Below are 23,064 nucleotides of genomic sequence, written 5' to 3'. Positions count from 1 at the left end.
ATTTAGTTACATTTGAATTCTTCAAACAAAAATGATATGAGTTCAAAAAATATTTTCCTCCTAATTGCAGGCATCGTTTTCTTAGGGTTGACTAGTTGTAAAGAGTCTAGAAACGTAAAGAAAATAGATTTTACAAATCATTACAAATTCTCATCTGAGATAGAAGATAAAATTGCCAAAGACACAGTTCCGTGGAAATATCAATTCTCTGCTGTAGATTATGCAGCCAAAGGAGATTATCAAAATGCTTTAAAACATTGGGATTTGGCCATGCATGCCAGAGAGAGAACCTTAGCGCAATCTTATTTAGACTCGATCCTTCAACTCTATTCAAAAGTAAAGGCTACAGATTATATTGTAGAACAAGCTAAAAAACATCAGGTAGTTATTATTAATGAGGCTCATCAGAGTTCTATGCACAGAATGTTTACCAGAACGTTACTACAAGAACTGTATGATAATGGCTACAGAAATCTAGGATTAGAAGCTTTGGCTAATGGAGCACGTTTAGATTCATTACTCAACAGTAGAAAATACCCTGTTCAAGAGACCGGATACTATGTAAAAGACCCGCAGTTTGGAAACCTTCTAAGAGATGCTTTAGAGATTGGGTATACACTATTTGATTATGAAAATATTGGAAAAGAAAATGGAAAATTTAGAGAAATTGGTGAAGCAAAAAACATCAAAAAATTTATTGACAAAAAACCGAATGAAAAATTTTTGATCTTCTGTGGTTTTGATCATGTGCTTGAAGGAACTCACAGAGCTTGGGAAAAAGCGATGGCAGGAAGATTAAAAGAATATACCGGAATTGATCCATTAACCATTCACCAAGTTGCTTATAGCGAAAGTGGAAATACAAAATTTAATCATCCGCTTCTAAAAGCTTTACATATTCAAGAATCTACCATTCTAGTAGACAAAGACCAAAACCCTTATCAATACAAACGAGGAAAGGCTTATACAGATATTGCCGTATTTCACCCTAATACTCAATATATTAACAAAAGACCTGATTGGCTATTTAAAAACGGTAACAAAAATGTTTCTATTAGCTTACACGAACTAGAAATAGAGTTTCCTGTAATGGTATTGGCTTATAAAGAAGGAGAAAACATTAATACAGCAATTCCTTACGATATTACTGAGGCAAAAAGTAAAGAAGAAAATTGTCATTTAGGGCTACAAAAAGGAAATTATACGATTGTAGTGACAAATGGTAAAGAATCTATTAAATTTGAGGAAAAAGTAAAATAGGTTATCAATAAAAGTAGACTACTCTTATTGATTTCTACACAAGAATAGTTTATGGGATTTTTAAAAAAATTGTTAGGTGTTGATCAGTTCAAAACATGCCCTGTTTGTGGATATAAGACTATAGAAAAGAAAGACCGAATTTGTGTTGAATGTTTTTATGAAATCAAACTTACCGAGGCACAAATAATCAATTCAGGGTATTCATCAAGACAAGAATATATAAAAGCACATCAGAAGAAATATTTCTCTCCTGATACATTGGTAGACCGTATCGATTTTTTTTCTCCTAAGCAATCTACAGAAGGATACGAAAAAGATTTAAAGTGGAAACCTGCGGTAACCGAAGATGTTGTATTAACTTTTAATCAAGAATATGTCAATACTTTGGCCGAGCTTAAAAAGCAAAAGCAACTTGAAAAAAGCAGGGTTCTGACTACCTTTTTTGAAGAATATACTATAAATGAAGGTTCAATTGAGGTGAGTGATGAAATTTTAGAGGAGTATAAAGACAAAGTTCCTAGTCTTTTAATCAATCTATGGAAGTCTTCGGGCTTTGGAAAATACAACAACGGGCTTATAGAAATTATCAATCCTAAAGATTTTGAACCTATTCTTTGGAAATGGTTAGGCGCAGAAGAAGAAAATTATGTCCCTTTTGCCATGACAGCTTTTGGCGAATTGTTTTACTACAGAAAGCTAACAGAAGACGATGAAGATGTTTGCCTTATAGACATTCAATCACCCAATATTGAAACTATCATCTGGAGTTTAGCTGATTTCTTTGACAATTTCCTAACAGATCTTGAGCATAAAAAAGAAGTTCTTAGAGAAGAATTATTTATACAAGCTACTAAAGAATTTGGGCACTTAGCTTATCAAGAAATATTTACTTTCACTCCTATTTTGGCCATGGGAGGTTTAGAAAAAATAGAATTTCTTAAAAAAGGAAATGCTTTAGTATATAATGATCTTGTTATTGAAATGATGAAGTAACATTTTTATTAATAATTCTTCTTCTAGTTTAAAGAAAGAATTAATTCTTGATTTCTCTCAACCAACCGTTCAAAGAAATACAGTTCATTTCGTAGATAAAGGAAATTTTACAATTGTTGTTGATAGATGAAAAAAAGAATCTTTTAAATTTGATGAAAAAATAAAATGATTAGAAATTTAATTTCTGTTTTTCTTATTGGTGTTTTTGTAACATTTCAATCCTGTGAAACTCAAAAAAAGAGCTTGTCTGATCAAGACAAAAATTTAATTATCGAATCGGCTAAGGTTACTGTTCAAAAAGTATTTGATGCCTCTAACAATCTCAAGTTTTTAGATGGATTGAATTATTATTCGGGAGATGATGATGCGTATTATGTCAACAATGGAACTCTTCTCAATTTAGATGACCTAAAAAAATCATATAGTCAAATAGGTCCTTCGGTTCAAAGATTAGAAAACACTATTCAGAGTTGGAATTCAACCATCTTATCTGAAAATACGGTTGCATTTACATTACCTATTCTTCTAAAAATAAAACTCGATGGAATTCCTGAATATACCGGGCAACTTATTTGGTCTGCAATTGTACAAAAGAGAAATGAAAAATGGGTAATCATTCAAAGTCATGAATCATGGTTAAATTGTGTAGAAGTAGCATCTGCTTTGACTGCATCTGAAGCTCAATAAAATTAAAACTACATGACTCCTCTTCAAGCTTTATTAAACGAACTGGAAGATCAATGGTCTCATACAGTCACGCTCAAAAGAAATGAATTCTTGGTTCAAAAGAATACGGTTCATACAGATTTGTATTTTGTAGAAGAAGGAAGCCTGCGTGTTTTTATTGAAGATGAAATAGAAGAACATACCATTCGTTTTGGTTATCGAAATTCTATTATTACGGCATTGGATTGTTTTTTAACTGGTAACCCAACTTCTTTCTACATTCAGGCCATCAAAGCTTGTAAACTTAAAGCAATCTCTAAAGAAGACTACATGACTTTCATAAATTCCAAGCCTGTATATCAAGAAGTTTGGAAAAATCTGTTGGAAAATTTTGTTTATCAGCAAATAGAAAGAGAGATCGATCTTATTACCTACTCTCCTCAAAAACGTTTTGAACGTGTTTTTAAAAGGAGTCCGCAGCTGTTTCAGGAGATTCCTCAAAAGTACATTGCTTCTTATTTACGAATGACTCCGGAAACGTTATCTCGCATTCTGAAAAACCTTGATTCAAATCAATCTTTTTGATTGTGACTTTTCTCAACTTTGTAGAAAACAAAAACCATGGAGTTCAAAACACAAGAATTATTACAAGAATTAACTGAACGAGTTCAATCACAAATACAGTTTGCAAAATCTCTTGAAAACAAATCGGATGAAGAATTAAACTGGAGAGCTTCTAAAAATTCTTGGAGTGTTTTGGAATGCTTGGAACACCTTAACAGATATGGTGAGTTTTATATTGATGAGATCAAGAAAAGAATGGAAAAATCCAAAGCTCCAAAATCTGATGTTTTTGTAAGTGGACGCTTGGGAAATAAGTTTGCTGTGGATATGCTTCCAAAAGAAGGAATGAAAACCATGAAAACTTTTAAGAGCAAAAACCCTATTCATTCTAAACTGGATCGAGAAAAAGTAACCGTTACTTTTCTAAAACAACTACATAGGTTTTTACGATTGTTGGAAATGGCAGAAGAAAAAAATCTGACAAAAATAAAAACCTCTACTACGCTACCTCTTCTTAAATTACGATTAGGAGATACTTTTCGCTTTGTTATTAATCATAGTGAAAGACATGTACAGCAGGCTAAAAGGGTTTTAGAAAGCAGGTCGTAAACTTATCAACATCATTTTCCTTTTCTCAGTTTTCTGATGTAACTTTATACTTCAAACTTTGAGAATCGAACACTTCTATTGTATTCTCGTTTGCATTTCTAACTTTTTATCGGATTACAAATGGAATACATCAAAGGACGTGGTGCGCAAGTGAACACCCATAATCGGTTTTTACAACACGAATACATTATTCGTGACGACTTCTTGAACTACTGCGAAGCAGAAAACGAAAAAGTAGATACCAACAAAACTTCTTATCTGGAAATTTTTCCGAAAACCATCATCAATAAAGTAACCAGTCCGGATATTGGACTCTTTTATTCTATGAACCCTTATCAAGGTTGTGAGCACGGATGTATTTATTGCTATGCTAGAAATACGCACGAATACTGGGGATACTCTGCTGGGTTGGATTTTGAACGGAAGATATTGTACAAGTCCAATGCTGCCGAATTGCTGGAGAAAAAGCTTAGAAGTAGAAGTTGGGAGCCTCATGGCATTATGTTTTCCGGAAATACAGATTGTTATCAGCCAATAGAAAAGAAATTGGGCATTACCCGAGAAATGCTACAAGTTTTACTAAAACTAAAACATCCTGCCAGTATGATTACTAAAAACGCCTTGATCTTACGTGACCTCGACATTCTGAAAGAAATGGCAACTATGAATTTGATCAGCGTAAGTATATCCATCACTTCTCTATCTGAAGAAACCAGAAGAAGTTTAGAACCTAGAACTGCGTCTATTAAAAAGCGTTTGGAAACGGTAAAAATATTAGCAGAAAACGGAATTCCGGTAAATGTGATGATGGCGCCTATTATTCCAGCCATCAATAATCATGAGATCTTAAGATTGGTAAAAACGGTTGCTGAGTTGGGAGCAAGATCTGTAGGATATACAATTGTACGATTGAACGGTGCTATTGGTAGAATATTTACAGATTGGGTGCGAAAAGCCTATCCGGATCGTGCAGATAAGATCATACATCAAATTCAGGATTGTCATGATGGAAAACTCAACGAGAGCAGGTACGGAAAGCGAATGCGAGGTGAAGGAAAATTTGCAGAACAGATTAGTGATCAGTTTAAACTAGCAAAGCGATTGTATTTGAAAGACGTAGAACCTACTAAGCTAGACTTTAGCTTGTTTGATAAGCATCAAACCAATCAGATGAGTTTGTTTTCATAAAAAAACCCGTTCTAATTAGAACGGGTTTTTGTTTTATGCTTCTCCTGTAGGTCCAAAATTTAGTGGAATTGGAGGTTGCTCATAATCTTTGATTTCTCCATGGGCTTGCTCAAACTTGTGAACATTATCGGCCAGTGCTTTCGCAAGTCTTTTGGCGTGCTGTGGTGTCAAGATTACTCTAGACTTCACTTTTGCCTTAGGAACTCCCGGCATTATATTGATAAAGTCGACAATAAACTCTGAAACAGAATGGTTAATGATGGCTAAATTGGAATAAGTTCCGTCAGCAACCGCTTCATCTAATTCGATGTTTATTTGTCCTTGTTTGTTTTGATTATCGTCCATGAACAATCTTAGTTAAAGCTTTCTTCAATTTCTTCTTTTGGTCCAACGATCATATTATCGTAGAGTCTCATACCTGTACCGGCTGGGATCTTCTTACCTACAATTACATTCTCTTTTAATCCTTCTAAGGTATCTATCTTACCGTGAACAGCTGCTTCGTTCAATACTTTTGTAGTTTCCTGGAACGATGCCGCAGAGATAAATGATTTCGTTTGTAACGATGCTCTTGTAATACCTTGTAAAACTTGCTCTGCAGTTGCTGGTTGAGCGTCTCTTGCTACTACCAAGTTCTTATCAGATCTACGTAATAAAGAGTTTTCATCTCTTAATTGACGTGGAGTAATAATTTGTCCTGCTTTTAAGTTTTCAGAATCTCCTGCATCTTCTACAACCTTCATTCCGTAGATTTCGTCGTTTTGCTTGATGAAATCATTCTTATGGATCAATTGATTTTCTAAGAATAATGTATCACCAGAATCAATGATTCTTACTTTACGCATCATTTGACGTACTACTACTTCGAAGTGCTTATCATTAATCTTCACCCCTTGTAAACGGTATACATCTTGAATTTCATTTACCAAGTACTCTTGTACAGCAGATGGTCCTTGAATTCTTAAGATATCTTCTGGAGTAATTGCTCCGTCTGATAATGGCATTCCCGCTTTAATGAAGTCATTCTCTTGTACTAAGATCTGGTTAGAAAGTTTAATTAAGTACTTTCTGATGTCTCCAGTTTTAGACTCAACAATGATCTCTCTGTTACCTCTCTTGATTTTACCAAAAGATACAACACCATCTACTTCAGAAACTACAGCCGGGTTAGAAGGGTTACGTGCTTCGAATAACTCAGTTACACGTGGTAAACCTCCTGTGATATCTCCTGCTTTTCCAGACTTACGTGGAATCTTCACTAAAGTCTTACCAGACTCTACAGTGTCTCCATTGTCTACCATTAAGTGTGCACCTACCGGTAAACTGTAAGAACGTAATGCATTTCCGTCAGCATCTTCAATAATTAAAGATGGGATGATCTTCTTGTTCTTAGAATCAGTAATTACTTTTTCTTGGAATCCTGTTTGCTCATCAATTTCTACTTGGTAGTTAATTCCTTGCTCAAGGTTATCAAACTTCACTTTACCACCAAATTCAGAAACGATCACACCGTTAAATGGATCCCATTGACATACTGCATCACCTTTCTTGATGGTCTTCATTTCTTTATCGAAAATGATAGAACCGTAAGGAATGATGTTTGTACTTAATGTAATTCCTGTTTTCTTATCTTGAATCTTGATCTCTGCAGTTCTAGAAATTACGATATCAACTTCGTTTCCTTCGCTATCTTTTCCTTTTACTGTTCTAAGATCTTCGATAGTTACTTTACCATCAAACTTAGCGATCAACTTGTTTTCTTCTGAGATGTTTCCTGCTACCCCTCCAACGTGGAACGTTCTTAAGGTTAACTGTGTACCAGGTTCTCCAATAGATTGCGCTGCAATTACACCAACAGCCTCTCCAATTTGTACTTTCTTACGAGTAGATAAACTCTGTCCGTAACACTTTGAACAAATACCTCTTTGAGACTCACATGTTAATGCCGATCTTACTTCTACTCTATCTAATCCAGAATCTTCGATCTTTTTAGCCAACTGAGGAGTAATTAACTCACCTGCCTCTGCTAAAACGTCTTCGCTGTTAGGAGCATATACATTGTGCAATGCAACACGTCCTTCGATACGATCGCTTAATGACTCTACAATCTCATCATTCTTCTTTAATGGAGTAACTTCCAATCCTCTTAATGTACCACAATCTTCTTCATTAATAATAACATCTTGAGATACATCTACTAGACGACGAGTTAAGTATCCAGCATCCGCAGTTTTTAATGCGGTATCTGCAAGACCTTTACGAGCACCGTGCGTAGAGATAAAGTATTCAAGAATTGATAATCCTTCCTTAAAGTTCGAAAGAATCGGGTTCTCAATAATCTCTCCACCACCAGCTGTCGATTTTTTAGGTTTTGCCATTAATCCACGCATACCTGTTAACTGACGAATCTGCTCTTTAGATCCCCTTGCTCCAGAATCTAACATCATAAATACTGAGTTAAATCCTTGCTGGTCTTCACGCAAACGCTTCATAGATAATTCAGTTAATCTGTTGTTGGTAGATCCCCAAACATCAATTACCTGATTGTAACGCTCTTTTTGCGTTAACATACCCATGTTATAGTTCATAACGATTCCATCCACTTCTTTGTTAGCTTCAGCAATCATTGTGTGTTTCTCTTCCGGAATAATGATATCTCCTAAACTAAATGATAATCCTCCTTGGAATGCAAACTTGTATCCCATGTTCTTGATCTCATCTAAGAACTTACCTGTAGCAGGAATATCTGTAGATTTTAAGATTCCACCAATAATACCTCTCAATGATTTCTTAGTTAATACCTCATTTACATATCCTGCCTCATCTGGTACAACCTCATTGAATAATACTCTACCTGTAGTAGTTTGGATTAGTTTAGTAACTTGATTTCCGTTTTCGTCTAAATCTTTAGTTCTTACCTTGATTCCTGCATTCAAGTCAACTCTTTCTTCATTGAAAGCAATAGTTACCTCTTCTGGAGAGTAGAATGTTAATCCTTCTCCTTTAATAGGCACTTCTTTGGTAGACTTACGCTCTTTGGTCATATAGTAAAGACCCAATACCATATCCTGAGATGGTACTGTAATTGGAGCACCGTTTGCAGGGTTTAAGATATTGTGAGAAGCCAACATTAATAATTGTGCTTCTAAAATAGCTTCAGGTCCTAAAGGTAAGTGAACCGCCATCTGGTCACCATCGAAATCGGCGTTAAATGCCGTACATACTAATGGGTGTAACTGGATTGCTTTTCCTTCGATTAACTTTGGTTGGAATGCTTGAATTCCTAAACGGTGTAACGTAGGAGCACGGTTCAATAGAACTGGATGTCCTTTGATCACATTTTCTAAAATGTCCCAAACAACAGGTTCTTTTCTATCAATAATTTTCTTTGCAGATTTTACTGTTTTTACAATTCCTCTCTCAATCAACTTACGGATAATGAAAGGCTTGTACAATTCAGCTGCCATATCTTTTGGCAATCCACATTCGTATAATTTTAATTCTGGTCCAACAACAATTACAGAACGAGCAGAGTAATCAACACGTTTTCCTAAAAGGTTTTGACGGAAACGTCCTTGCTTACCTTTTAAGGAATCAGATAATGATTTTAATGGTCTGTTAGATTCTGTTTTTACTGCTGATGATTTACGCGTGTTATCAAATAATGAATCTACAGATTCTTGTAACATACGCTTCTCATTACGTAAGATTACCTCTGGAGCTTTGATTTCCATCAAACGCTTCAAACGGTTGTTACGAATGATAACTCTTCTATATAGATCATTTAAGTCAGATGTAGCGAAACGACCTCCATCTAATGGAACTAATGGACGCAATTCTGGTGGAATTACCGGAACTACTTTCATGATCATCCACTCTGGTCTGTTCTCTCTGTTCTTATTTGCATCTCTAAATGCCTCTACAACATTTAGTCTCTTTAAAGCTTCTGCTTTACGTTGCTTAGAAGTTTCAGTATTTGCTTTGTGTCTTAATTGATAAGATAACTCATCAAGATCTATACGAGCTAACAATTCGATCAAACACTCAGCTCCCATCTTTGCAATGAACTTGTTAGGATCTGTATCTTCTAAATACATATTTTCTTGAGGAAGCGTATCTAAGATATCTAAATACTCTTCTTCTGTTAAGAAGTCCATTTTTTGTAATGGTTCTCCTTCAGCATTTTTAGCAACACCTGGTTGAATTACTACATATCTTTCGTAGTAGATGATCATATCTAACTTCTTAGATGGTAATCCTAATAGGTATCCCATTTTGTTTGGTAAAGATCTGAAGTACCAGATGTGAGCTACAGGAACTACCAAGTTGATGTGTCCTACTCTATCTCTACGTACTTTCTTCTCAGTTACCTCGACTCCACATCGGTCACAAACAATTCCTTTGTATCGGATTCTCTTGTATTTACCACAAGCACATTCGTAGTCTTTTACAGGACCAAAAATACGCTCACAGAACAATCCATCTCTCTCAGGTTTGTGAGTACGGTAGTTGATAGTTTCTGGCTTTAACACCTCTCCTTTTGAAGCCTCTAAAATAGACTCTGGAGATGCTAAACCAATTGAGATTTTATTGAATTTTTTTACAGTATACTTTTCGTTTTTTCTTGCCATGGTAATGGTATCGAATTAAATAGTAAAAATGGTGCCTAACGGCAATATTATTGAAAGTAGGAAAGACAAGCTTTCCTACTTATTATTCTTCTAGTTTTAGATCTAAACCTAAACCTTTTAGTTCGTGCATTAATACGTTGAATGACTCAGGTAATCCTGGTTCTGGCATGGTTTCACCTTTTACAATACTTTCGTATGTCTTAGCTCTACCCATAACATCATCCGATTTTACCGTTAAGATCTCACGTAAGATACTAGAAGCACCATAAGCTTCTAATGCCCAAACTTCCATCTCTCCGAAACGCTGACCTCCAAACTGTGCTTTACCTCCTAAAGGTTGTTGCGTAATTAATGAGTAAGGTCCGATAGAACGCGCGTGCATCTTATCTTCAATCATGTGACCTAACTTAATCATGTAAATTACTCCTACAGTTGCTGGTTGATCAAAACGTTTTCCTGTACCACCATCATATAGATACGTGTGACCGAATCTTGGAACTCCAGCTTCATCTGTAAAGTTGTTGATCTCGTCTAATGATGCTCCGTCGAAAATTGGAGTTGCGTATTTCTTGTCAAGTTTTTGACCAGCCCATCCAAGAACTGTTTCATAAATCTGTCCAATGTTCATACGCGATGGTACCCCTAATGGATTCAATACAATATCTACAGGTGTTCCGTCTTCTAAGAATGGCATATCTTCTTGACGTACGATACGAGCAACAATACCCTTGTTTCCGTGACGTCCTGCCATCTTATCTCCTACTTTTAATTTACGTTTCTTAGCGATGTAAATCTTAGCAAGTTTTAAGATACCTGCTGGTAATTCGTCTCCAACAGAGATCGTAAATTTCTCACGACGTAATACTCCTTGAAGGTCGTTTACCTTGATCTTGTAGTTGTGAATTAATTCACTTACTAATTTATTGATGTCTTTATCTGTAGTCCATGTACCACTTGTTAAGTGTGTATAATCTTCTACAGCGTTTAACATTTTTAATGTATACTTTTTACCTTTTGGTAATACTTCTTCTCCTAAATCGTTGAAGACTCCTTGGGAAGTTTTTCCACTAATTAACTGGAATAATTTCTCTACTAATCTTTCTTTAAGAGCGTCAAACTTAGATACGAAAGAAGCTTCTAAAGCTGCTACTGCCTCTTTATCTCTAGCTCTCTTGTTCTTATCTTTTACAGCTCTTCTAAACAATTTCTTGTCGATAACAACTCCTCTTAATGATGGAGAAGCTTTTAAAGAAGCATCTTTTACGTCTCCTGCTTTGTCTCCAAAGATGGCACGTAATAACTTCTCTTCCGGAGTTGGATCAGATTCTCCTTTTGGAGTGATCTTACCAATTAAGATATCTCCTGGTTTTACCTCAGCACCAACGCGGATCATTCCGTTTTCGTCTAAGTCTTTTGTAGCCTCTTCAGAAACGTTAGGAATATCATTTGTTAATTCTTCAGTTCCTAACTTCGTATCACGTACATCTAATGAATACTCATCGATGTGGATAGAAGTAAAGATATCTTCACGAACTACTTTTTCAGAGATCACGATCGCATCCTCGAAGTTATACCCTTTCCAAGGCATAAAGGCTACTTTCATGTTTCTACCTAAAGCAAGTTCTCCTTTTTGAGTTGCATATCCTTCACAAAGTACTTGTCCTTCTTCAACTCTATCGCCATTGCTTACAATTGGCTTCAAGTTGATACATGTACCTTGGTTGGTTTTTCTAAACTTGATCAAATCGTACGTTTTCTCATCCGTATCGAAGCTTACCATCTTCTCTTCTTCTGTTCTATCGTACTTAATAGTGATCTTGTTAGCATCTACATAGATTACTTCACCGGCTCCTTCTGCATTGATCAAAATTCTAGAGTCTTTTGCAACTCTTCTTTCCAATCCTGTTCCTACAATTGGTGATTCAGGTCTTAATAATGGTACCGCCTGACGCATCATGTTAGATCCCATCAATGCACGGTTTGCATCATCATGCTCTAAGAAAGGAATCAAGGATGCAGAGATAGAAGCGATCTGGTTTGGAGCAACGTCCATGTAGTCTACATCAGTAGGAGTTACTACAGGGAAGTCACCTTCCTCACGAGCAATTACTCTATCATTTACAAAGCTTCCGTCATCTTCTAATGGTAAATTAGATTGTGCAATCTTCTTACCTTCTTCCTCTTCAGCACTTAAGTAAGTAGGCTCTTCTTTAATATCTACCTTACCTTCTTCTACTTTTCTGTAAGGAGTTTCAATAAATCCTAAGTTATTCACCTTAGCAAATACAGAAAGTGAAGAGATCAGACCAATGTTCGGTCCTTCAGGAGTTTCAATCGGACATAAACGACCATAGTGTGTATAGTGTACGTCACGAACCTCAAATCCTGCTCTTTCTCTGGAAAGACCTCCAGGTCCTAATGCTGACAATCTACGTTTGTGCGTGATCTCTGCTAATGGATTTGTTTGATCCATGAACTGAGATAACTGGTTTGTTCCGAAGAACGAGTTAATTACAGATGATAAGGTCTTAGCATTGATCAAATCGATTGGAGTAAACACCTCGTTATCACGTACGTTCATACGCTCACGAATGGTTCTAGCCATACGAGCTAAACCAACTCCGAATTGCCCTGCTAATTGCTCACCAACGGTTCTAACACGACGGTTAGATAAGTGATCGATATCATCTACTTCAGCTTTTGAATTGATCAACTCAATCAAATACTTGATGATGGTAATGATATCTAACTTGGTTAATACTTTCTCATCAATATCAACATCCAAACCAAGTTTTGTGTTCATTCTAAAACGTCCTACTTCCCCTAAGTTGTATCGTTGCTCAGAGAAGAATAACTTATCGATAATTCCTCTTGCAGTTTCCTCATCTGGCGGTTCAGCATTACGTAATTGTCTATAGATATGTTCAACAGCCTCTTTTTCAGAGTTTGTTGGATCTTTTTGTAATGTGTTGTGAATAATTGCATAATCTGCTTGCTGATTATCTTCTTTGTGAAGTAATACAGTCTTAGCTCCAGATTCAATTATTTCATCAATGTGTTCTTTCTCGATGATCGTATCACGATCAAAGATGATTTCGTTACGCTCAATCGATACTACTTCTCCTGTATCTTCATCTACGAAATCTTCGAACCAAGTTTTTAATACTCTCGCGGCTAATTTTCTACCTAGAACTTTTTTCAATCCAGCTTTAGACACTTTTACTTCTTCTGCTAAATCGAAGATCTCAAGGATATCTTTATCTCTTTCGTATCCGATTGCTCTAAATAGTGTAGTAACTGGTAATTTTTTCTTTCTATCGATATACGCATACATTACGCTGTTGATATCGGTAGCAAATTCAATCCAAGATCCTTTAAAAGGAATTACTCTTGCTGAATATAGTTTTGTACCGTTTGCATGGAAAGATTGTCCAAAGAATACACCAGGAGAACGGTGTAACTGAGATACAACAACTCTTTCTGCTCCATTGATCACGAAAGTACCTGAATTGGTCATATAAGGAATAGTTCCTAAATACACATCTTGTACGATGGTTTCGAAATCTTCGTGCTCTGGATCAGTACAGTATAATTTAAGACGAGCTTTTAAAGGCACACTATACGTAAGACCTCTTTCGATACATTCTTGAATGCTATATCTTGGTGGGTCTACAAAGTAGTCTAAAAACTCTAGTACAAAGTTGTTACGAGTATCCGTAATTGGAAAATTATCCATGAAGGTCTTGTACAAACCTTCTTCACCTCGCTCTTCAGCTTTTGTTTGAAGTTGGAAAAAATCTTGGAAAGATTTTACCTGAATATCTAGGAAATCTGGGTAATCTGTTCCTAGTTTTGAAGATGCGAAATTGATTCTTTCAGTAGTGTTTATCGTTGCCAAAAGAGAATATTTTTTTGATTAAAAAACCTGAATTATAAAAGAACGAATATATACACAAAATGGTCTAGGCCTAAGAGACCAAAGCTCTTAGTGCCTAAACCTTAGGTTGTTAACTAGATTAAAGCTTACTTAAGCTCAACCTCAGCTCCAGCTTCTTCTAAAGAATTTTTAAGACCTTCAGCCTCATCTTTAGATACACCTTCTTTAATTGGTGCTGGTGCGCTATCTACGATACCTTTAGCTTCTTTTAATCCTAAACCAGTTAATTCCTTAACTAATTTTACTACAGCTAATTTAGATGCACCTGCTGCTTTTAAGATTACGTCAAATTCAGTTTTTTCTTCTGCTCCACCTTCAGCACCACCAGCTGCTGGTCCAGCAACTGCTACAGCTGCTGCTGCAGGCTCAATTCCGTACTCTTCCTTTAAAATATCAGCTAATTCGTTAACTTCTTTTACTGTTAAGTTAACTAATTGTTCTGCGAAATCTTTTAAATCTGCCATTTTAATTGTTTTTAAAAATTTTTTATTATTAGTTTTTAGTGCGCTTAATTATTTTTCTGATAATGTCTTTAAGATACCAGATAATTTACCTCCTCCTGATTGTAATGCTGAAACAACATTCTTAGCAGGCGATTGTAATAAGGTAATAATATCTCCAATCAACTCTTCTTTAGACTTGATGTTTACAAGAGCATCTAGTTGGTCATCTCCAACATAGATAGCTTCTTCAACATAAGCACCTTTTAATAAAGGCTTTTCAGATTTTTTTCTGAATTCCTTGATTACTTTTGCAGGAGCGTTTCCAGCTTCAGCAATCATTAAAGAAGTGTTTCCTTTTAAGATATCTTGTAACTCTCCGAACTCTTTATCAGAAGCATCCATTGCTTTAGAAAGCAATGTGTTTTTTACAACAGCCAATTTTACGTTAGCTTTGAAACAAGCTCTACGTAAGTTAGATGTAGCCAATGCATCTAAACCAGAAATATCTGCTAAATAGATTGTATTGGTATCTGCTAATTGTGCTGTTAAATCTTGTATTACTTGTGATTTTTCTTCTCTAGTCATGATATACGTTTTTAACTGCTTATGATACAGATTTTACATCTACTTCTACACTTGGACTCATTGTACTTGACATGAAAATACTTTTAATGTATGTTCCTTTTGCTGCAGTTGGCTTTAACTTGATTAAAGTTTGTACCAATTCGTTTGCATTGTCTGCAATCTTATCTGCTTCAAAAGATGCCTTTCCGATAGCTGCATGTACGATTCCGGTCTTGTCAACTTTAAAGTCGATCTTACCAGCTTTTACATCTTGTACAGCTTTAGCAACATCCATTGTTACTGTACCAGTCTTTGGGTTTGGCATTAAACCTCTAGGACCTAAAATTCTTCCTAAAGGACCTAACTTACCCATTACACTTGGCATAGTAATGATCACGTCTACGTCTGTCCAACCTCCTTTGATTTTTTGAAGGTATTCGTCTAAACCAACATAGTCAGCACCAGCTGCTTGAGCTTCTGCTTCCTTGTCTGGGGTAACTAATGCAAGCACCTTAACATCTTTACCTGTACCGTGTGGAAGTGTTACCACTCCTCTAACCATTTGGTTAGCTTTACGTGGATCTACTCCTAAACGAACAGCGATGTCTACAGATGCATCAAACTTTACATTAGTAATTTCTTTGATTAAAGCAGAAGCTGCCTTGATATCGTACGATTTCGAACGATCTAATTTCGCTTGTGCTTCTTTTTGTTTCTTTGTTAATCTTGCCATTTTACTAAATGTTTAAAGTTTATGCAGGTGCATCACCTTTAACTGTTAATCCCATAGAACGAGCTGTACCAGCGATCATTCTCATTGCAGATTCTACTGTGAAGGCATTTAAATCTGCCATCTTGTCCTCAGCAATAACTTTGATTTGATCCCAAGTAACAGACGCTACTTTCTTTCTGTTAGGTTCACCTGAACCCTTCTTGATTTTTGCCGCTTCCATTAATTGTACTGCAGCAGGTGGAGTTTTTACAACAAAGTCAAATGATTTGTCTTTGTATACATTAATAACAACAGGTAATACTTTACCTTGCTTGTCTTGAGTTCTCGCATTAAACTGCTTACAGAACTCCATAATGTTAACACCAGCAGCACCTAGAGCGGGTCCAACCGGTGGCGATGGGTTCGCAGCACCTCCCCTAACTTGTAATTTAACTACTTTACTTAACTCTTTTGCCATTTTACTAAATGTTTAAAATTGATGTGTTTTATTAGTTGGAAGCCAAAAACACATCGACATATATTTGTGTAACAATTATATTTTTTCTACTTGCATGTAACTAAGCTCTAATGGAGTTTTACGTCCGAAGATCTTAACCATCACTTCTAATTTTCTCTTCTCTTCATTTACCTTCTCAATAGTACCATCGAAACCATTGAAAGGACCATCTACCACTTTTACAGTTTCTCCTACTGTATAAGGAATTGCGATATTCTCGTCTTGAACAGCTAATTCATCTACTTTTCCTAGCATTCTGTTTACTTCAACTTTACGCATAGGAACCGGATCACCTCCTTTTGTTTCACCTAAAAAACCAATTACACCTGTAATCGATTTGATAATGTGAGGAACCTCACCTGATAAATTTGCTTCGATCATAATATATCCGGGGAAGTAAACTCTTTCTTTATTGATTTTTTTCCCGTTTCTGATCTGGATTACTTTTTCTTTAGGAACCAATACCTGACTTACAAAATCAGAAAGGCCTACACGAGCGATTTCAGTCTCGATATAAGACTTCACTTTGTTTTCTTGCCCTCCGATTGCTCTCACAACATACCACTTCATTACAGAATCAGCCATAGTCCTTTGTTTTAGAATAATTTAAAAAAGTTATCTAACCCTTGTTGAAAAACATAATCAACACCAGCAACACCTAATGCAAACAAAATTGTAAAAACTGCTACAGTAACTGTTGTCTTTTGTGCATTCTCTCTAGATATCCACGTCATATGGTTATTTAGCTCTTCGAAAGAATCTTTGATATATTGTATAAAGTTCATTTGTTTCCTTATTTGCACGGGTTGAGAGGCTCGAACTCCCGACACCTGGTTTTGGAGACCAGTGCTCTACCAACTGAGCTAAACCCGTCTATTTATTCATAAAGGCGTCCCGAATTCCGAGTCTTCGGAACGGGACACCTTAAATAAATTTATCTAGTTTAACTAAAATTATTATAAAATTTCAGTTACCTGACCAGCTCCAACTGTTCTACCTCCTTCACGGATAGCGAAACGTAAACCAACGTTCATTGCAATTGGTTGAATCAAGTCTACAGTAATTGTCAAGTTATCACCAGGCATTACCATTTCAACTCCATCAGGTAAGTTAATGTTACCAGTTACGTCAGTTGTACGTACGTAGAACTGTGGACGGTAGTTGTTGTGGAATGGAGTGTGACGACCACCTTCTTCTTTCTTAAGGATATAAACCTCAGCTTTGAATTTAGCGTGTGGAGTTACAGAACCTGGCTTACAGATTACCATTCCTCTCTTAATGTCAGTCTTCTCAATACCTCTTAATAATAATCCTACGTTATCTCCAGCTTCACCTCTATCTAAGATCTTACGGAACATCTCAACTCCAGTAATAGTAGAAGTTAATTTCTCAGCTCCCATACCGATGATATCAACAGCATCTCCAGAGTTAGCTACACCAGTTTCGATACGTCCTGTTGCTACAGTACCACGACCAGTAATAGAGAATACATCTTCGATTGGCATTAAGAAATCTTTATCAACTTCTCTTAATGGCTCCTCGATCCATGAATCTACAGCTTCCATTAATTCCATTACAGTGTCTACCCACTTAGCTTCTCCGTTAAGAGCTCCTAAAGCAGAACCAGCAATTACAGGACCGTTATCTCCATCGTACTCATAGAAAGAAAGTAATTCTCTTACCTCCATATCAACAAGCTCTAATAACTCCTCATCATCAACCATATCAACTTTGTTTAAGAAAACAACGATACGTGGAATTCCAACCTGACGTCCTAAAAGGATGTGCTCACGAGTTTGTGGCATTGGTCCATCAGTAGCAGCAACTACTAAAATAGCTCCATCCATTTGCGCAGCACCCGTTACCATGTTCTTAACGTAATCCGCGTGACCTGGACAGTCAACGTGTGCATAGTGACGGTTAGCAGTTTGATACTCTACGTGAGAAGTATTAATAGTGATCCCTCTTTCTTTTTCTTCCGGAGCGTTATCGATTTGATCGAAATCTCTCACCTCAGAAAGACCTTTTTCTGCTAAAACTTTTGTGATAGCAGCAGTTAAAGTAGTTTTACCGTGATCTACGTGTCCGATAGTACCAATATTTAAGTGTGGTTTCGAACGATCAAAAGTTTCCTTTGCCATGATTGTTTAATTTTAATCTTCTTTAAATATATTTAGTGTATAATTTACATTTCAAAACAGAGCCAATGACGGGACTTGAACCCGTGACCTCATCCCTACCAAGGATGCGCTCTACCAACTGAGCTACACCGGCTGTTGTTGGATTTTTTTTGAGCGGGAGACCGGGTTCGAACCGGCGACATTCAGCTTGGAAGGCTGACGCTCTACCAACTGAGCTACTCCCGCAATTTCATCTTAAAGTTTTAGTGGGGAGAGCAGGATTCGAACCTGCGAAGTCGAAAGACAACGGAGTTACAGTCCGTCCCATTTGGCCGCTCTGGAATCTCCCCGAAAAAACTTTACTATTTTAATGAACTTGAGCCGATAGAGGGACTCGAACCCACGACCTGCTGATTACAAATCAGCTGCTCTAGCCAGCTGAGCTATATCGGCTGTTTTTATAAAAAAACAATCCGTTATTTCTAACGGACTGCAAATGTATAAAGTTTTTTTTATTTCTAAAACTTTTTGTCTTCTTTTTTTATGCTTTTTATGACACCAAAGAATCCCTTAATTTCTCTTTCGATTTCTTAAGTCTTCTTTTTAAGGACTCTACGGCTGTACTTACCCCTTCTTCAAAGGTTTTGAATTGTTTTTTCACCACCAATTCATTTCCAGGAATATTGATCTTGATCTCTGTAATTTTGTTTTCCTTGTCACTAGAGTTCTCTAATTTGAAAAAAACTTCTGCGTCTACAATCTTGTCATGAAACTTTGTAAGTGATTCAACCTTCTTTTGAGTAAAGTCTAATAATGTTGCAGAAGCGTTGAAATTGATTGATTGCGTATATACTTTCATAAATCCTGTTTTTTGTCGCTCCTAGGGTGAGCTTGGTTATACACTTTTTTTATTTGCTCCAAGCTATTGTGAGTATAAACTTGGGTCGAGGCTAAACTTGAATGCCCTAGTAATTCTTTAACCGAATTTAAATCTGCTCCTTCATTTAATAAGTGAGTAGCAAAAGAGTGTCTTAGAATATGAGGACTCTTTTTGACTTTAGAAGAAACTTTACTAAAGTAACCATTTATTACACGATAAACAAGTGTTTCGTAAATTTTGTTCCCTTTTTGAGTAAGGAATAAATGATTGTTTTTTACAGGCAAATTCTCTCTTTCCTTCAAATATTTTTCCAGGCTTTTTTGCACCGTTGGCAGCAGAGGAACAAACCGTTCTTTATTCCTCTTCCCCAGCACTTTAATCATGCTCCTTGAGAAATCTATAGAGTCTAACTGTAAATTGATCAGCTCAGCTCTTCTCATTCCTGTCGAATAAAAAAGCTCTAGCATTAATTTATCTCGAACTCCCTCAAATGTTTCATCCAATTCTATTTCAGAAATTGCTTTCTCTACTTCGTTCACAGAAAACGGAACCTGAATCTCTTTTGAAGTTTTTAATGCTTTATGATTGGCCAAAGGGTTTACTAAAATCTGTTTGGTCTTCTGAAGATATTTGTAAAAGGTTTTTAATGAGCTTATCTTTCTATTAATCGTTCTATTAGAGATACCATCATCAACCAAGCTTACAATCCACGATCTTATCTGAGAGTAATGTACCTTATTTATACACTCTTCGTCATAATGTGTTTCACAGAAGTCACGGAAAGAAATAAGATCATTCTTATAAGCCGTAACCGTATGAACTGAGTATTTTTTTTCCAGAGAGAGATACTCTAAAAAAGCTTCTATTTGATCCATATATTTTGTTAGCAAATCAAAGTTAACAAAATGCAGGCAATAAAAAACCCGTATCATCTGATACGGGTCTGTTTATTCGGTTAGAAAAAGTCTATCCAACTTCTTCTTGTGTTCTTAATCTTTGGATATAAGACGCTTTGATCTTTTGAGCTCTCTTTGCTACAGATGGCTTTGTAAAATGCTTTCTCTCACGCAATGTTCTCATTGTTTTCGTACGATCAAATTTTCTTTTGAAACGTTTTAAAGCTCTATCGATATTCTCTCCTTCTTTAACTGGAATGATTAACATAATTTAGCACCTCCTTTCAATGTCGTCTTTTTAAAATTGGACTGCAAAGATACGAACTATTTACAAACTAACAATTATTTAAGTTAGAATTATTTAGGAGCCCAAACTGAGTAACTTTTTGGCGGTACTTGAATCTTTACCCACTTCCCTCCTTGTGTTGTAGGCTCCCAGTTAGAGTGCCCTGTATAATCTTTGATTTGTGTATTTGACCAATTTGTCTCGATCCATCTTTCTTGCCAGTAATCTGCGTTGTTGATATAGACAATTAATCCGGCATTGTTGTATCCATTTCTTCTAGCGATGTACTCATTATTATCTGTATATAATATATTGGTACTACCACCAGCCAGATTATTATGAATCCAGATCAAGTTATTCAACCTTTCTTTGTTCAACCATTCTTCATAATCTCTGTAAAAGATAGTCGGGTATCCTTCATGAGTTAGAATATAGGCATAAGCCAACATCTTACCATTATATATTTCATCTGTATCATGATTGGTTACAAACGTAACTGCTCTCATAGAGTTTCGTTTCCAAAGCATATCATCATTCAATCTATTCAAATCGTTTCCGTCAAAAGCAGCATCCATAGCATAGTAACAAGCAAAATCAAAAGCACTTGCTTCTGCTTGCCCTGTCCACCAATCCAAGGTTGAAGCATTTCCGTCCCAATATTCACCAACAGAGAATCCTCCAACTTCATTTTTCCAGTCTTTTACAACCCAAGGCTCAAATCCTTTTACATAATCAAAACGCCATCCGTCAAACCCAATACTATCTCTGTAATATTTGGCTACAGATTCTGTTTTCTTCCATAACCAATCCTGCACATAGGTCTGGTGGTGACAAAGATCCGGAAAGCCTCCAAAAACTCCTGTATCGTTATTATGAATTCCATTAGGGTGAAAATCATTATAAGATCTAAAGAATTTTCCTGACATCGGATTAAAATCTGTCCAATTACTCTGTCCATTTACCGGATTTACTTCACTATCACCTCCACTATTGTGGTTGATCACAATATCTGCAATGACATTTAATTGTGCATTGTGAGCACTTGAGATAAGGTTTTGCAATTCAGTTAACGAACCAAACCTTGTTTCTACACTCCCCATTTGATTGTATTGACCAAAGTCGTAATAGTCAAATGGATCATAACCCATAGAAAAAGCTCCGTTTTGCGCTTTCGAAGCCGGAGGTAGCCAAATAGCATCTATTCCGGCATTGCTCCAATCCTGAACTTTTCCTTCTACAGTATCCCACCAGGTTCCTCCTGCCGGAACATCCCAGTAAAAAGCTTGCATCATCACTCCTGATCCAATAGATTTCAGACCAGCTCTAGATGTTGTAAAATTTTCTTGTTTGGTTAGTGATTGAGAACCTACATTCTCTTCAAAGTTTTCGGTTGTACAACCGAAACATACAAGTACGATTGGTATAATGAACTTATACCATTTTTTAGAGGGTGTCATAATATTAATTTTTTAAATTCATATAAGACTACTAATATTTCCTCCCCTTCCCAAAAAAACAAATCAACGAAACCGATTTCGTTGTTGAAAACTTCTCAAAAACAGCACTTTAAAAGAAAAAGCCTGCTATTTTAGCAGGCTTTTTCTTTTATTTTTCTTTTCTACTCTTACTTAAGTAGCTGGCTTATATTCTTTCTTATCAATTACTATTTTTGCGATAATCTCTTTTAAGATTTCTGAAGTTCCTCCTCCAATAGGTCCCAATCTACTATCTCTTAACAACCTTGCCATAGGATACTCTTCCATATAACCATACCCTCCTAATAACTGAAGGGCCTCGTAAATAACTTCATCAGCCATCTTTGTAGAAAGTAGTTTAGACATACTTGCCTCTTTTACTACATATCCTCCGTCGTTCAATCTTTTAGCAATTGAATAGTTGAATTCTTTACACATTTCAACCTGGCTTGCCATTTCTGCTACTTTATGTCTTAATGCTTGGAATTTGTCTAATGTCTTTCCAAAAGCTTGTCTTTCGGTCATGTATTGAATTGCATAATCAACTGCATATTCTGCTCTGGCATGTGCATTAATACCCATTACCAATCTTTCTAAAGCAAAATGCTGCATGATGTATGGAAATCCTTTCCCTTCTTCTCCCATCAAATTCTCAGCCGGAATTTTCACATTGTCAAATGCAATCTCTCCTGTGTCTGATGCTCTCCACCCTAACTTATCTAGTTTGGTTGATGAAATTCCCGGAGTATCTCTATCAATTACAAAAATTGACATTCCGGCATGTTTAGAATCCGGATCTGTTTTAGCTGCTACCACTAAATAATCAGAATAAACACCATTAGTGATAAATGTTTTAGATCCGTTAATGATGTAATGATCTCCTTCTTTAATTGCAGTAGTTCTCATTCCGGCTACATCAGAACCTCCAAAAGGCTCTGTAATACAAAGACAACCTATTTTTTCTCCTGATATACTCGGAGTCAAATATTCTTGTTTGATTCTTTCGTCTCCTTCTTTATTAATATGCGTCATTGCCAAATAAGCGTGCGCCCACATTGCTGCAGCAAATCCTCCTGAGTTGATTTTTTGAAGCTCTTCCAAGAAGATTACCATATAGAAAATGTCTAAGTCTAGGCCTCCATATTCTTCAGGATAGCTGATCCCGAAGTATCCCATTTCTCCAAACTTATCCCAAATAAATCTTTCAATAATTCCTGTCTCTTCCCATTTATCAATATGAGGAACTACTTCTTTCTGCAAAAAATCTCGAAAACTTTCTCTGAAGGCTTCGTGCTCTTCAGTAAAATACATATTACTCATTAA

21 protein-coding genes and 5 tRNA genes are annotated in these 23,064 nt (G+C 36.2%); 6 read left to right on the top strand and 20 right to left on the bottom strand.

Going from position 1 to position 23,064, the window contains the following annotated elements; all coding sequences use genetic code 11:
• Positions 1-36: 36 nt before the first annotated feature.
• The 6 genes from ACFSRZ_RS12750 to ACFSRZ_RS12725 all read left to right on the top strand — a co-directional run bounded on the left by ACFSRZ_RS12750 (position 37) and on the right by ACFSRZ_RS12725 (position 5,280).
• Positions 37-1,260, top strand: a complete 1,224-nt coding sequence (locus ACFSRZ_RS12750) for a hypothetical protein (protein ID WP_379666947.1) — start codon at positions 37-39, stop codon at positions 1,258-1,260.
• A 51-nt stretch (positions 1,261-1,311) separates the two neighbouring features.
• Positions 1,312-2,253, top strand: coding sequence for a GAD-like domain-containing protein (locus ACFSRZ_RS12745; RefSeq protein ID WP_379666946.1), 942 nt, complete (start codon positions 1,312-1,314; stop codon positions 2,251-2,253).
• A 165-nt stretch (positions 2,254-2,418) separates the two neighbouring features.
• On the top strand, positions 2,419-2,940 hold the full coding sequence (locus ACFSRZ_RS12740) for a hypothetical protein (RefSeq protein WP_379666945.1): 522 nt from the start codon (positions 2,419-2,421) through the stop codon (positions 2,938-2,940).
• 12 nt (positions 2,941-2,952) lie between these two features.
• Entirely contained in the window at positions 2,953-3,504 is a 552-nt protein-coding gene (locus ACFSRZ_RS12735; RefSeq protein WP_379666944.1) for a Crp/Fnr family transcriptional regulator, read from the top strand.
• 36 nt (positions 3,505-3,540) lie between these two features.
• Positions 3,541-4,092, top strand: coding sequence for a DinB family protein (locus ACFSRZ_RS12730; protein WP_379666943.1), 552 nt, complete (start codon positions 3,541-3,543; stop codon positions 4,090-4,092).
• 120 nt (positions 4,093-4,212) lie between these two features.
• Positions 4,213-5,280, top strand: a complete 1,068-nt coding sequence (locus tag ACFSRZ_RS12725) for a PA0069 family radical SAM protein (RefSeq protein WP_379666942.1) — start codon at positions 4,213-4,215, stop codon at positions 5,278-5,280.
• Between the two features lie 33 nt (positions 5,281-5,313).
• Here ACFSRZ_RS12725 and ACFSRZ_RS12720 read toward each other — a convergent pair whose 3' ends face one another.
• The 20 genes from ACFSRZ_RS12720 to ACFSRZ_RS12625 form a co-directional block, all read right to left on the bottom strand.
• Positions 5,314-5,625, bottom strand: a complete 312-nt coding sequence (locus ACFSRZ_RS12720; RefSeq protein ID WP_379666941.1) for a DUF3467 domain-containing protein — start codon at positions 5,623-5,625, stop codon at positions 5,314-5,316.
• Positions 5,626-5,633: 8 nt separating this feature from the next.
• Positions 5,634-9,911, bottom strand: a complete 4,278-nt coding sequence (gene rpoC / locus ACFSRZ_RS12715; protein ID WP_379666940.1) for a DNA-directed RNA polymerase subunit beta' — start codon at positions 9,909-9,911, stop codon at positions 5,634-5,636.
• Positions 9,912-9,993: 82 nt separating this feature from the next.
• Positions 9,994-13,809, bottom strand: coding sequence for a DNA-directed RNA polymerase subunit beta (gene rpoB / locus ACFSRZ_RS12710; RefSeq protein ID WP_379666939.1), 3,816 nt, complete (start codon positions 13,807-13,809; stop codon positions 9,994-9,996).
• A gap of 125 nt (positions 13,810-13,934) precedes the next feature.
• Positions 13,935-14,312, bottom strand: coding sequence for a 50S ribosomal protein L7/L12 (gene rplL, locus ACFSRZ_RS12705; protein WP_379666938.1), 378 nt, complete (start codon positions 14,310-14,312; stop codon positions 13,935-13,937).
• Positions 14,313-14,360: 48 nt separating this feature from the next.
• Entirely contained in the window at positions 14,361-14,876 is a 516-nt protein-coding gene (rplJ, locus tag ACFSRZ_RS12700; protein ID WP_379666937.1) for a 50S ribosomal protein L10, read from the bottom strand.
• Between the two features lie 19 nt (positions 14,877-14,895).
• Entirely contained in the window at positions 14,896-15,588 is a 693-nt protein-coding gene (gene rplA / locus ACFSRZ_RS12695) for a 50S ribosomal protein L1 (RefSeq protein ID WP_379666936.1), read from the bottom strand.
• A gap of 19 nt (positions 15,589-15,607) precedes the next feature.
• Positions 15,608-16,045, bottom strand: coding sequence for a 50S ribosomal protein L11 (gene rplK, locus ACFSRZ_RS12690; protein ID WP_379666935.1), 438 nt, complete (start codon positions 16,043-16,045; stop codon positions 15,608-15,610).
• A gap of 75 nt (positions 16,046-16,120) precedes the next feature.
• On the bottom strand, positions 16,121-16,669 hold the full coding sequence (nusG, locus tag ACFSRZ_RS12685) for a transcription termination/antitermination protein NusG (RefSeq protein WP_379666934.1): 549 nt from the start codon (positions 16,667-16,669) through the stop codon (positions 16,121-16,123).
• 11 nt (positions 16,670-16,680) lie between these two features.
• Positions 16,681-16,869, bottom strand: coding sequence for a preprotein translocase subunit SecE (gene secE, locus ACFSRZ_RS12680; protein WP_379666933.1), 189 nt, complete (start codon positions 16,867-16,869; stop codon positions 16,681-16,683).
• A 15-nt stretch (positions 16,870-16,884) separates the two neighbouring features.
• Positions 16,885-16,957, bottom strand: a tRNA-Trp gene (locus ACFSRZ_RS12675).
• Between the two features lie 83 nt (positions 16,958-17,040).
• A complete protein-coding gene (gene tuf, locus ACFSRZ_RS12670) occupies positions 17,041-18,225 on the bottom strand; it encodes an elongation factor Tu (protein WP_379666932.1) in 1,185 nt (394 codons plus the stop codon).
• A 60-nt stretch (positions 18,226-18,285) separates the two neighbouring features.
• Positions 18,286-18,358: transfer RNA gene (locus ACFSRZ_RS12665), tRNA-Thr, on the bottom strand.
• 19 nt (positions 18,359-18,377) lie between these two features.
• Positions 18,378-18,450: transfer RNA gene (locus tag ACFSRZ_RS12660), tRNA-Gly, on the bottom strand.
• 21 nt (positions 18,451-18,471) lie between these two features.
• Positions 18,472-18,554: transfer RNA gene (locus ACFSRZ_RS12655), tRNA-Tyr, on the bottom strand.
• A gap of 29 nt (positions 18,555-18,583) precedes the next feature.
• Positions 18,584-18,657, bottom strand: a tRNA-Thr gene (locus ACFSRZ_RS12650).
• A 97-nt stretch (positions 18,658-18,754) separates the two neighbouring features.
• On the bottom strand, positions 18,755-19,063 hold the full coding sequence (locus ACFSRZ_RS12645) for an HPF/RaiA family ribosome-associated protein (protein WP_379666931.1): 309 nt from the start codon (positions 19,061-19,063) through the stop codon (positions 18,755-18,757).
• Complete coding sequence (locus tag ACFSRZ_RS12640) at positions 19,060-19,959, bottom strand: tyrosine-type recombinase/integrase (protein ID WP_379666930.1); 900 nt, start codon at positions 19,957-19,959, stop codon at positions 19,060-19,062. Before ACFSRZ_RS12640 ends, ACFSRZ_RS12645 begins: the two co-directional genes overlap by 4 nt.
• A gap of 91 nt (positions 19,960-20,050) precedes the next feature.
• Positions 20,051-20,248, bottom strand: coding sequence for a 30S ribosomal protein S21 (gene rpsU, locus ACFSRZ_RS12635; RefSeq protein WP_379666929.1), 198 nt, complete (start codon positions 20,246-20,248; stop codon positions 20,051-20,053).
• Between the two features lie 89 nt (positions 20,249-20,337).
• Entirely contained in the window at positions 20,338-21,723 is a 1,386-nt protein-coding gene (locus tag ACFSRZ_RS12630; protein ID WP_379666928.1) for an alpha-amylase, read from the bottom strand.
• 171 nt (positions 21,724-21,894) lie between these two features.
• On the bottom strand, positions 21,895-23,061 hold the full coding sequence (locus ACFSRZ_RS12625; protein WP_379666927.1) for an acyl-CoA dehydrogenase family protein: 1,167 nt from the start codon (positions 23,059-23,061) through the stop codon (positions 21,895-21,897).
• Between the last annotated feature and the right edge of the window lie 3 nt (positions 23,062-23,064).

The organism is Pseudotenacibaculum haliotis, from assembly GCF_042684245.1.
Classification (GTDB): domain Bacteria; phylum Bacteroidota; class Bacteroidia; order Flavobacteriales; family Flavobacteriaceae; genus Polaribacter; species Polaribacter haliotis_A.
Note: the sequence above shows the minus strand (reverse complement) of the source record. Positions and strands in the feature narration are given on the sequence as shown.

What these genes read in the sequence shown, in the direction of transcription:
- ACFSRZ_RS12750 (WP_379666947.1), top strand. Translation starts at nt 37, where the DNA reads ATGAGTTCAAAAAATATTTTCCTCCTAATTGCAGGCATCGTTTTCTTA.
- ACFSRZ_RS12745 (WP_379666946.1), top strand. Translation starts at nt 1,312, where the DNA reads ATGGGATTTTTAAAAAAATTGTTAGGTGTTGATCAGTTCAAAACATGC.
- ACFSRZ_RS12740 (WP_379666945.1), top strand. Translation starts at nt 2,419, where the DNA reads ATGATTAGAAATTTAATTTCTGTTTTTCTTATTGGTGTTTTTGTAACA.
- ACFSRZ_RS12735 (WP_379666944.1), top strand. Translation starts at nt 2,953, where the DNA reads ATGACTCCTCTTCAAGCTTTATTAAACGAACTGGAAGATCAATGGTCT.
- ACFSRZ_RS12730 (WP_379666943.1), top strand. Translation starts at nt 3,541, where the DNA reads ATGGAGTTCAAAACACAAGAATTATTACAAGAATTAACTGAACGAGTT.
- ACFSRZ_RS12725 (WP_379666942.1), top strand. Translation starts at nt 4,213, where the DNA reads ATGGAATACATCAAAGGACGTGGTGCGCAAGTGAACACCCATAATCGG.
- ACFSRZ_RS12720 (WP_379666941.1), bottom strand. Translation starts at nt 5,625, where the DNA reads ATGGACGATAATCAAAACAAACAAGGACAAATAAACATCGAATTAGAT.
- rpoC (WP_379666940.1), bottom strand. Translation starts at nt 9,911, where the DNA reads ATGGCAAGAAAAAACGAAAAGTATACTGTAAAAAAATTCAATAAAATC.
- rplL (WP_379666938.1), bottom strand. Translation starts at nt 14,312, where the DNA reads ATGGCAGATTTAAAAGATTTCGCAGAACAATTAGTTAACTTAACAGTA.
- rplJ (WP_379666937.1), bottom strand. Translation starts at nt 14,876, where the DNA reads ATGACTAGAGAAGAAAAATCACAAGTAATACAAGATTTAACAGCACAA.
- rplA (WP_379666936.1), bottom strand. Translation starts at nt 15,588, where the DNA reads ATGGCAAGATTAACAAAGAAACAAAAAGAAGCACAAGCGAAATTAGAT.
- rplK (WP_379666935.1), bottom strand. Translation starts at nt 16,045, where the DNA reads ATGGCAAAAGAGTTAAGTAAAGTAGTTAAATTACAAGTTAGGGGAGGT.
- nusG (WP_379666934.1), bottom strand. Translation starts at nt 16,669, where the DNA reads ATGGCTGATTCTGTAATGAAGTGGTATGTTGTGAGAGCAATCGGAGGG.
- secE (WP_379666933.1), bottom strand. Translation starts at nt 16,869, where the DNA reads ATGAACTTTATACAATATATCAAAGATTCTTTCGAAGAGCTAAATAAC.
- tuf (WP_379666932.1), bottom strand. Translation starts at nt 18,225, where the DNA reads ATGGCAAAGGAAACTTTTGATCGTTCGAAACCACACTTAAATATTGGT.
- ACFSRZ_RS12645 (WP_379666931.1), bottom strand. Translation starts at nt 19,063, where the DNA reads ATGAAAGTATATACGCAATCAATCAATTTCAACGCTTCTGCAACATTA.
- ACFSRZ_RS12640 (WP_379666930.1), bottom strand. Translation starts at nt 19,959, where the DNA reads ATGGATCAAATAGAAGCTTTTTTAGAGTATCTCTCTCTGGAAAAAAAA.
- rpsU (WP_379666929.1), bottom strand. Translation starts at nt 20,248, where the DNA reads ATGTTAATCATTCCAGTTAAAGAAGGAGAGAATATCGATAGAGCTTTA.
- ACFSRZ_RS12630 (WP_379666928.1), bottom strand. Translation starts at nt 21,723, where the DNA reads ATGACACCCTCTAAAAAATGGTATAAGTTCATTATACCAATCGTACTT.
- ACFSRZ_RS12625 (WP_379666927.1), bottom strand. Translation starts at nt 23,061, where the DNA reads ATGAGTAATATGTATTTTACTGAAGAGCACGAAGCCTTCAGAGAAAGT.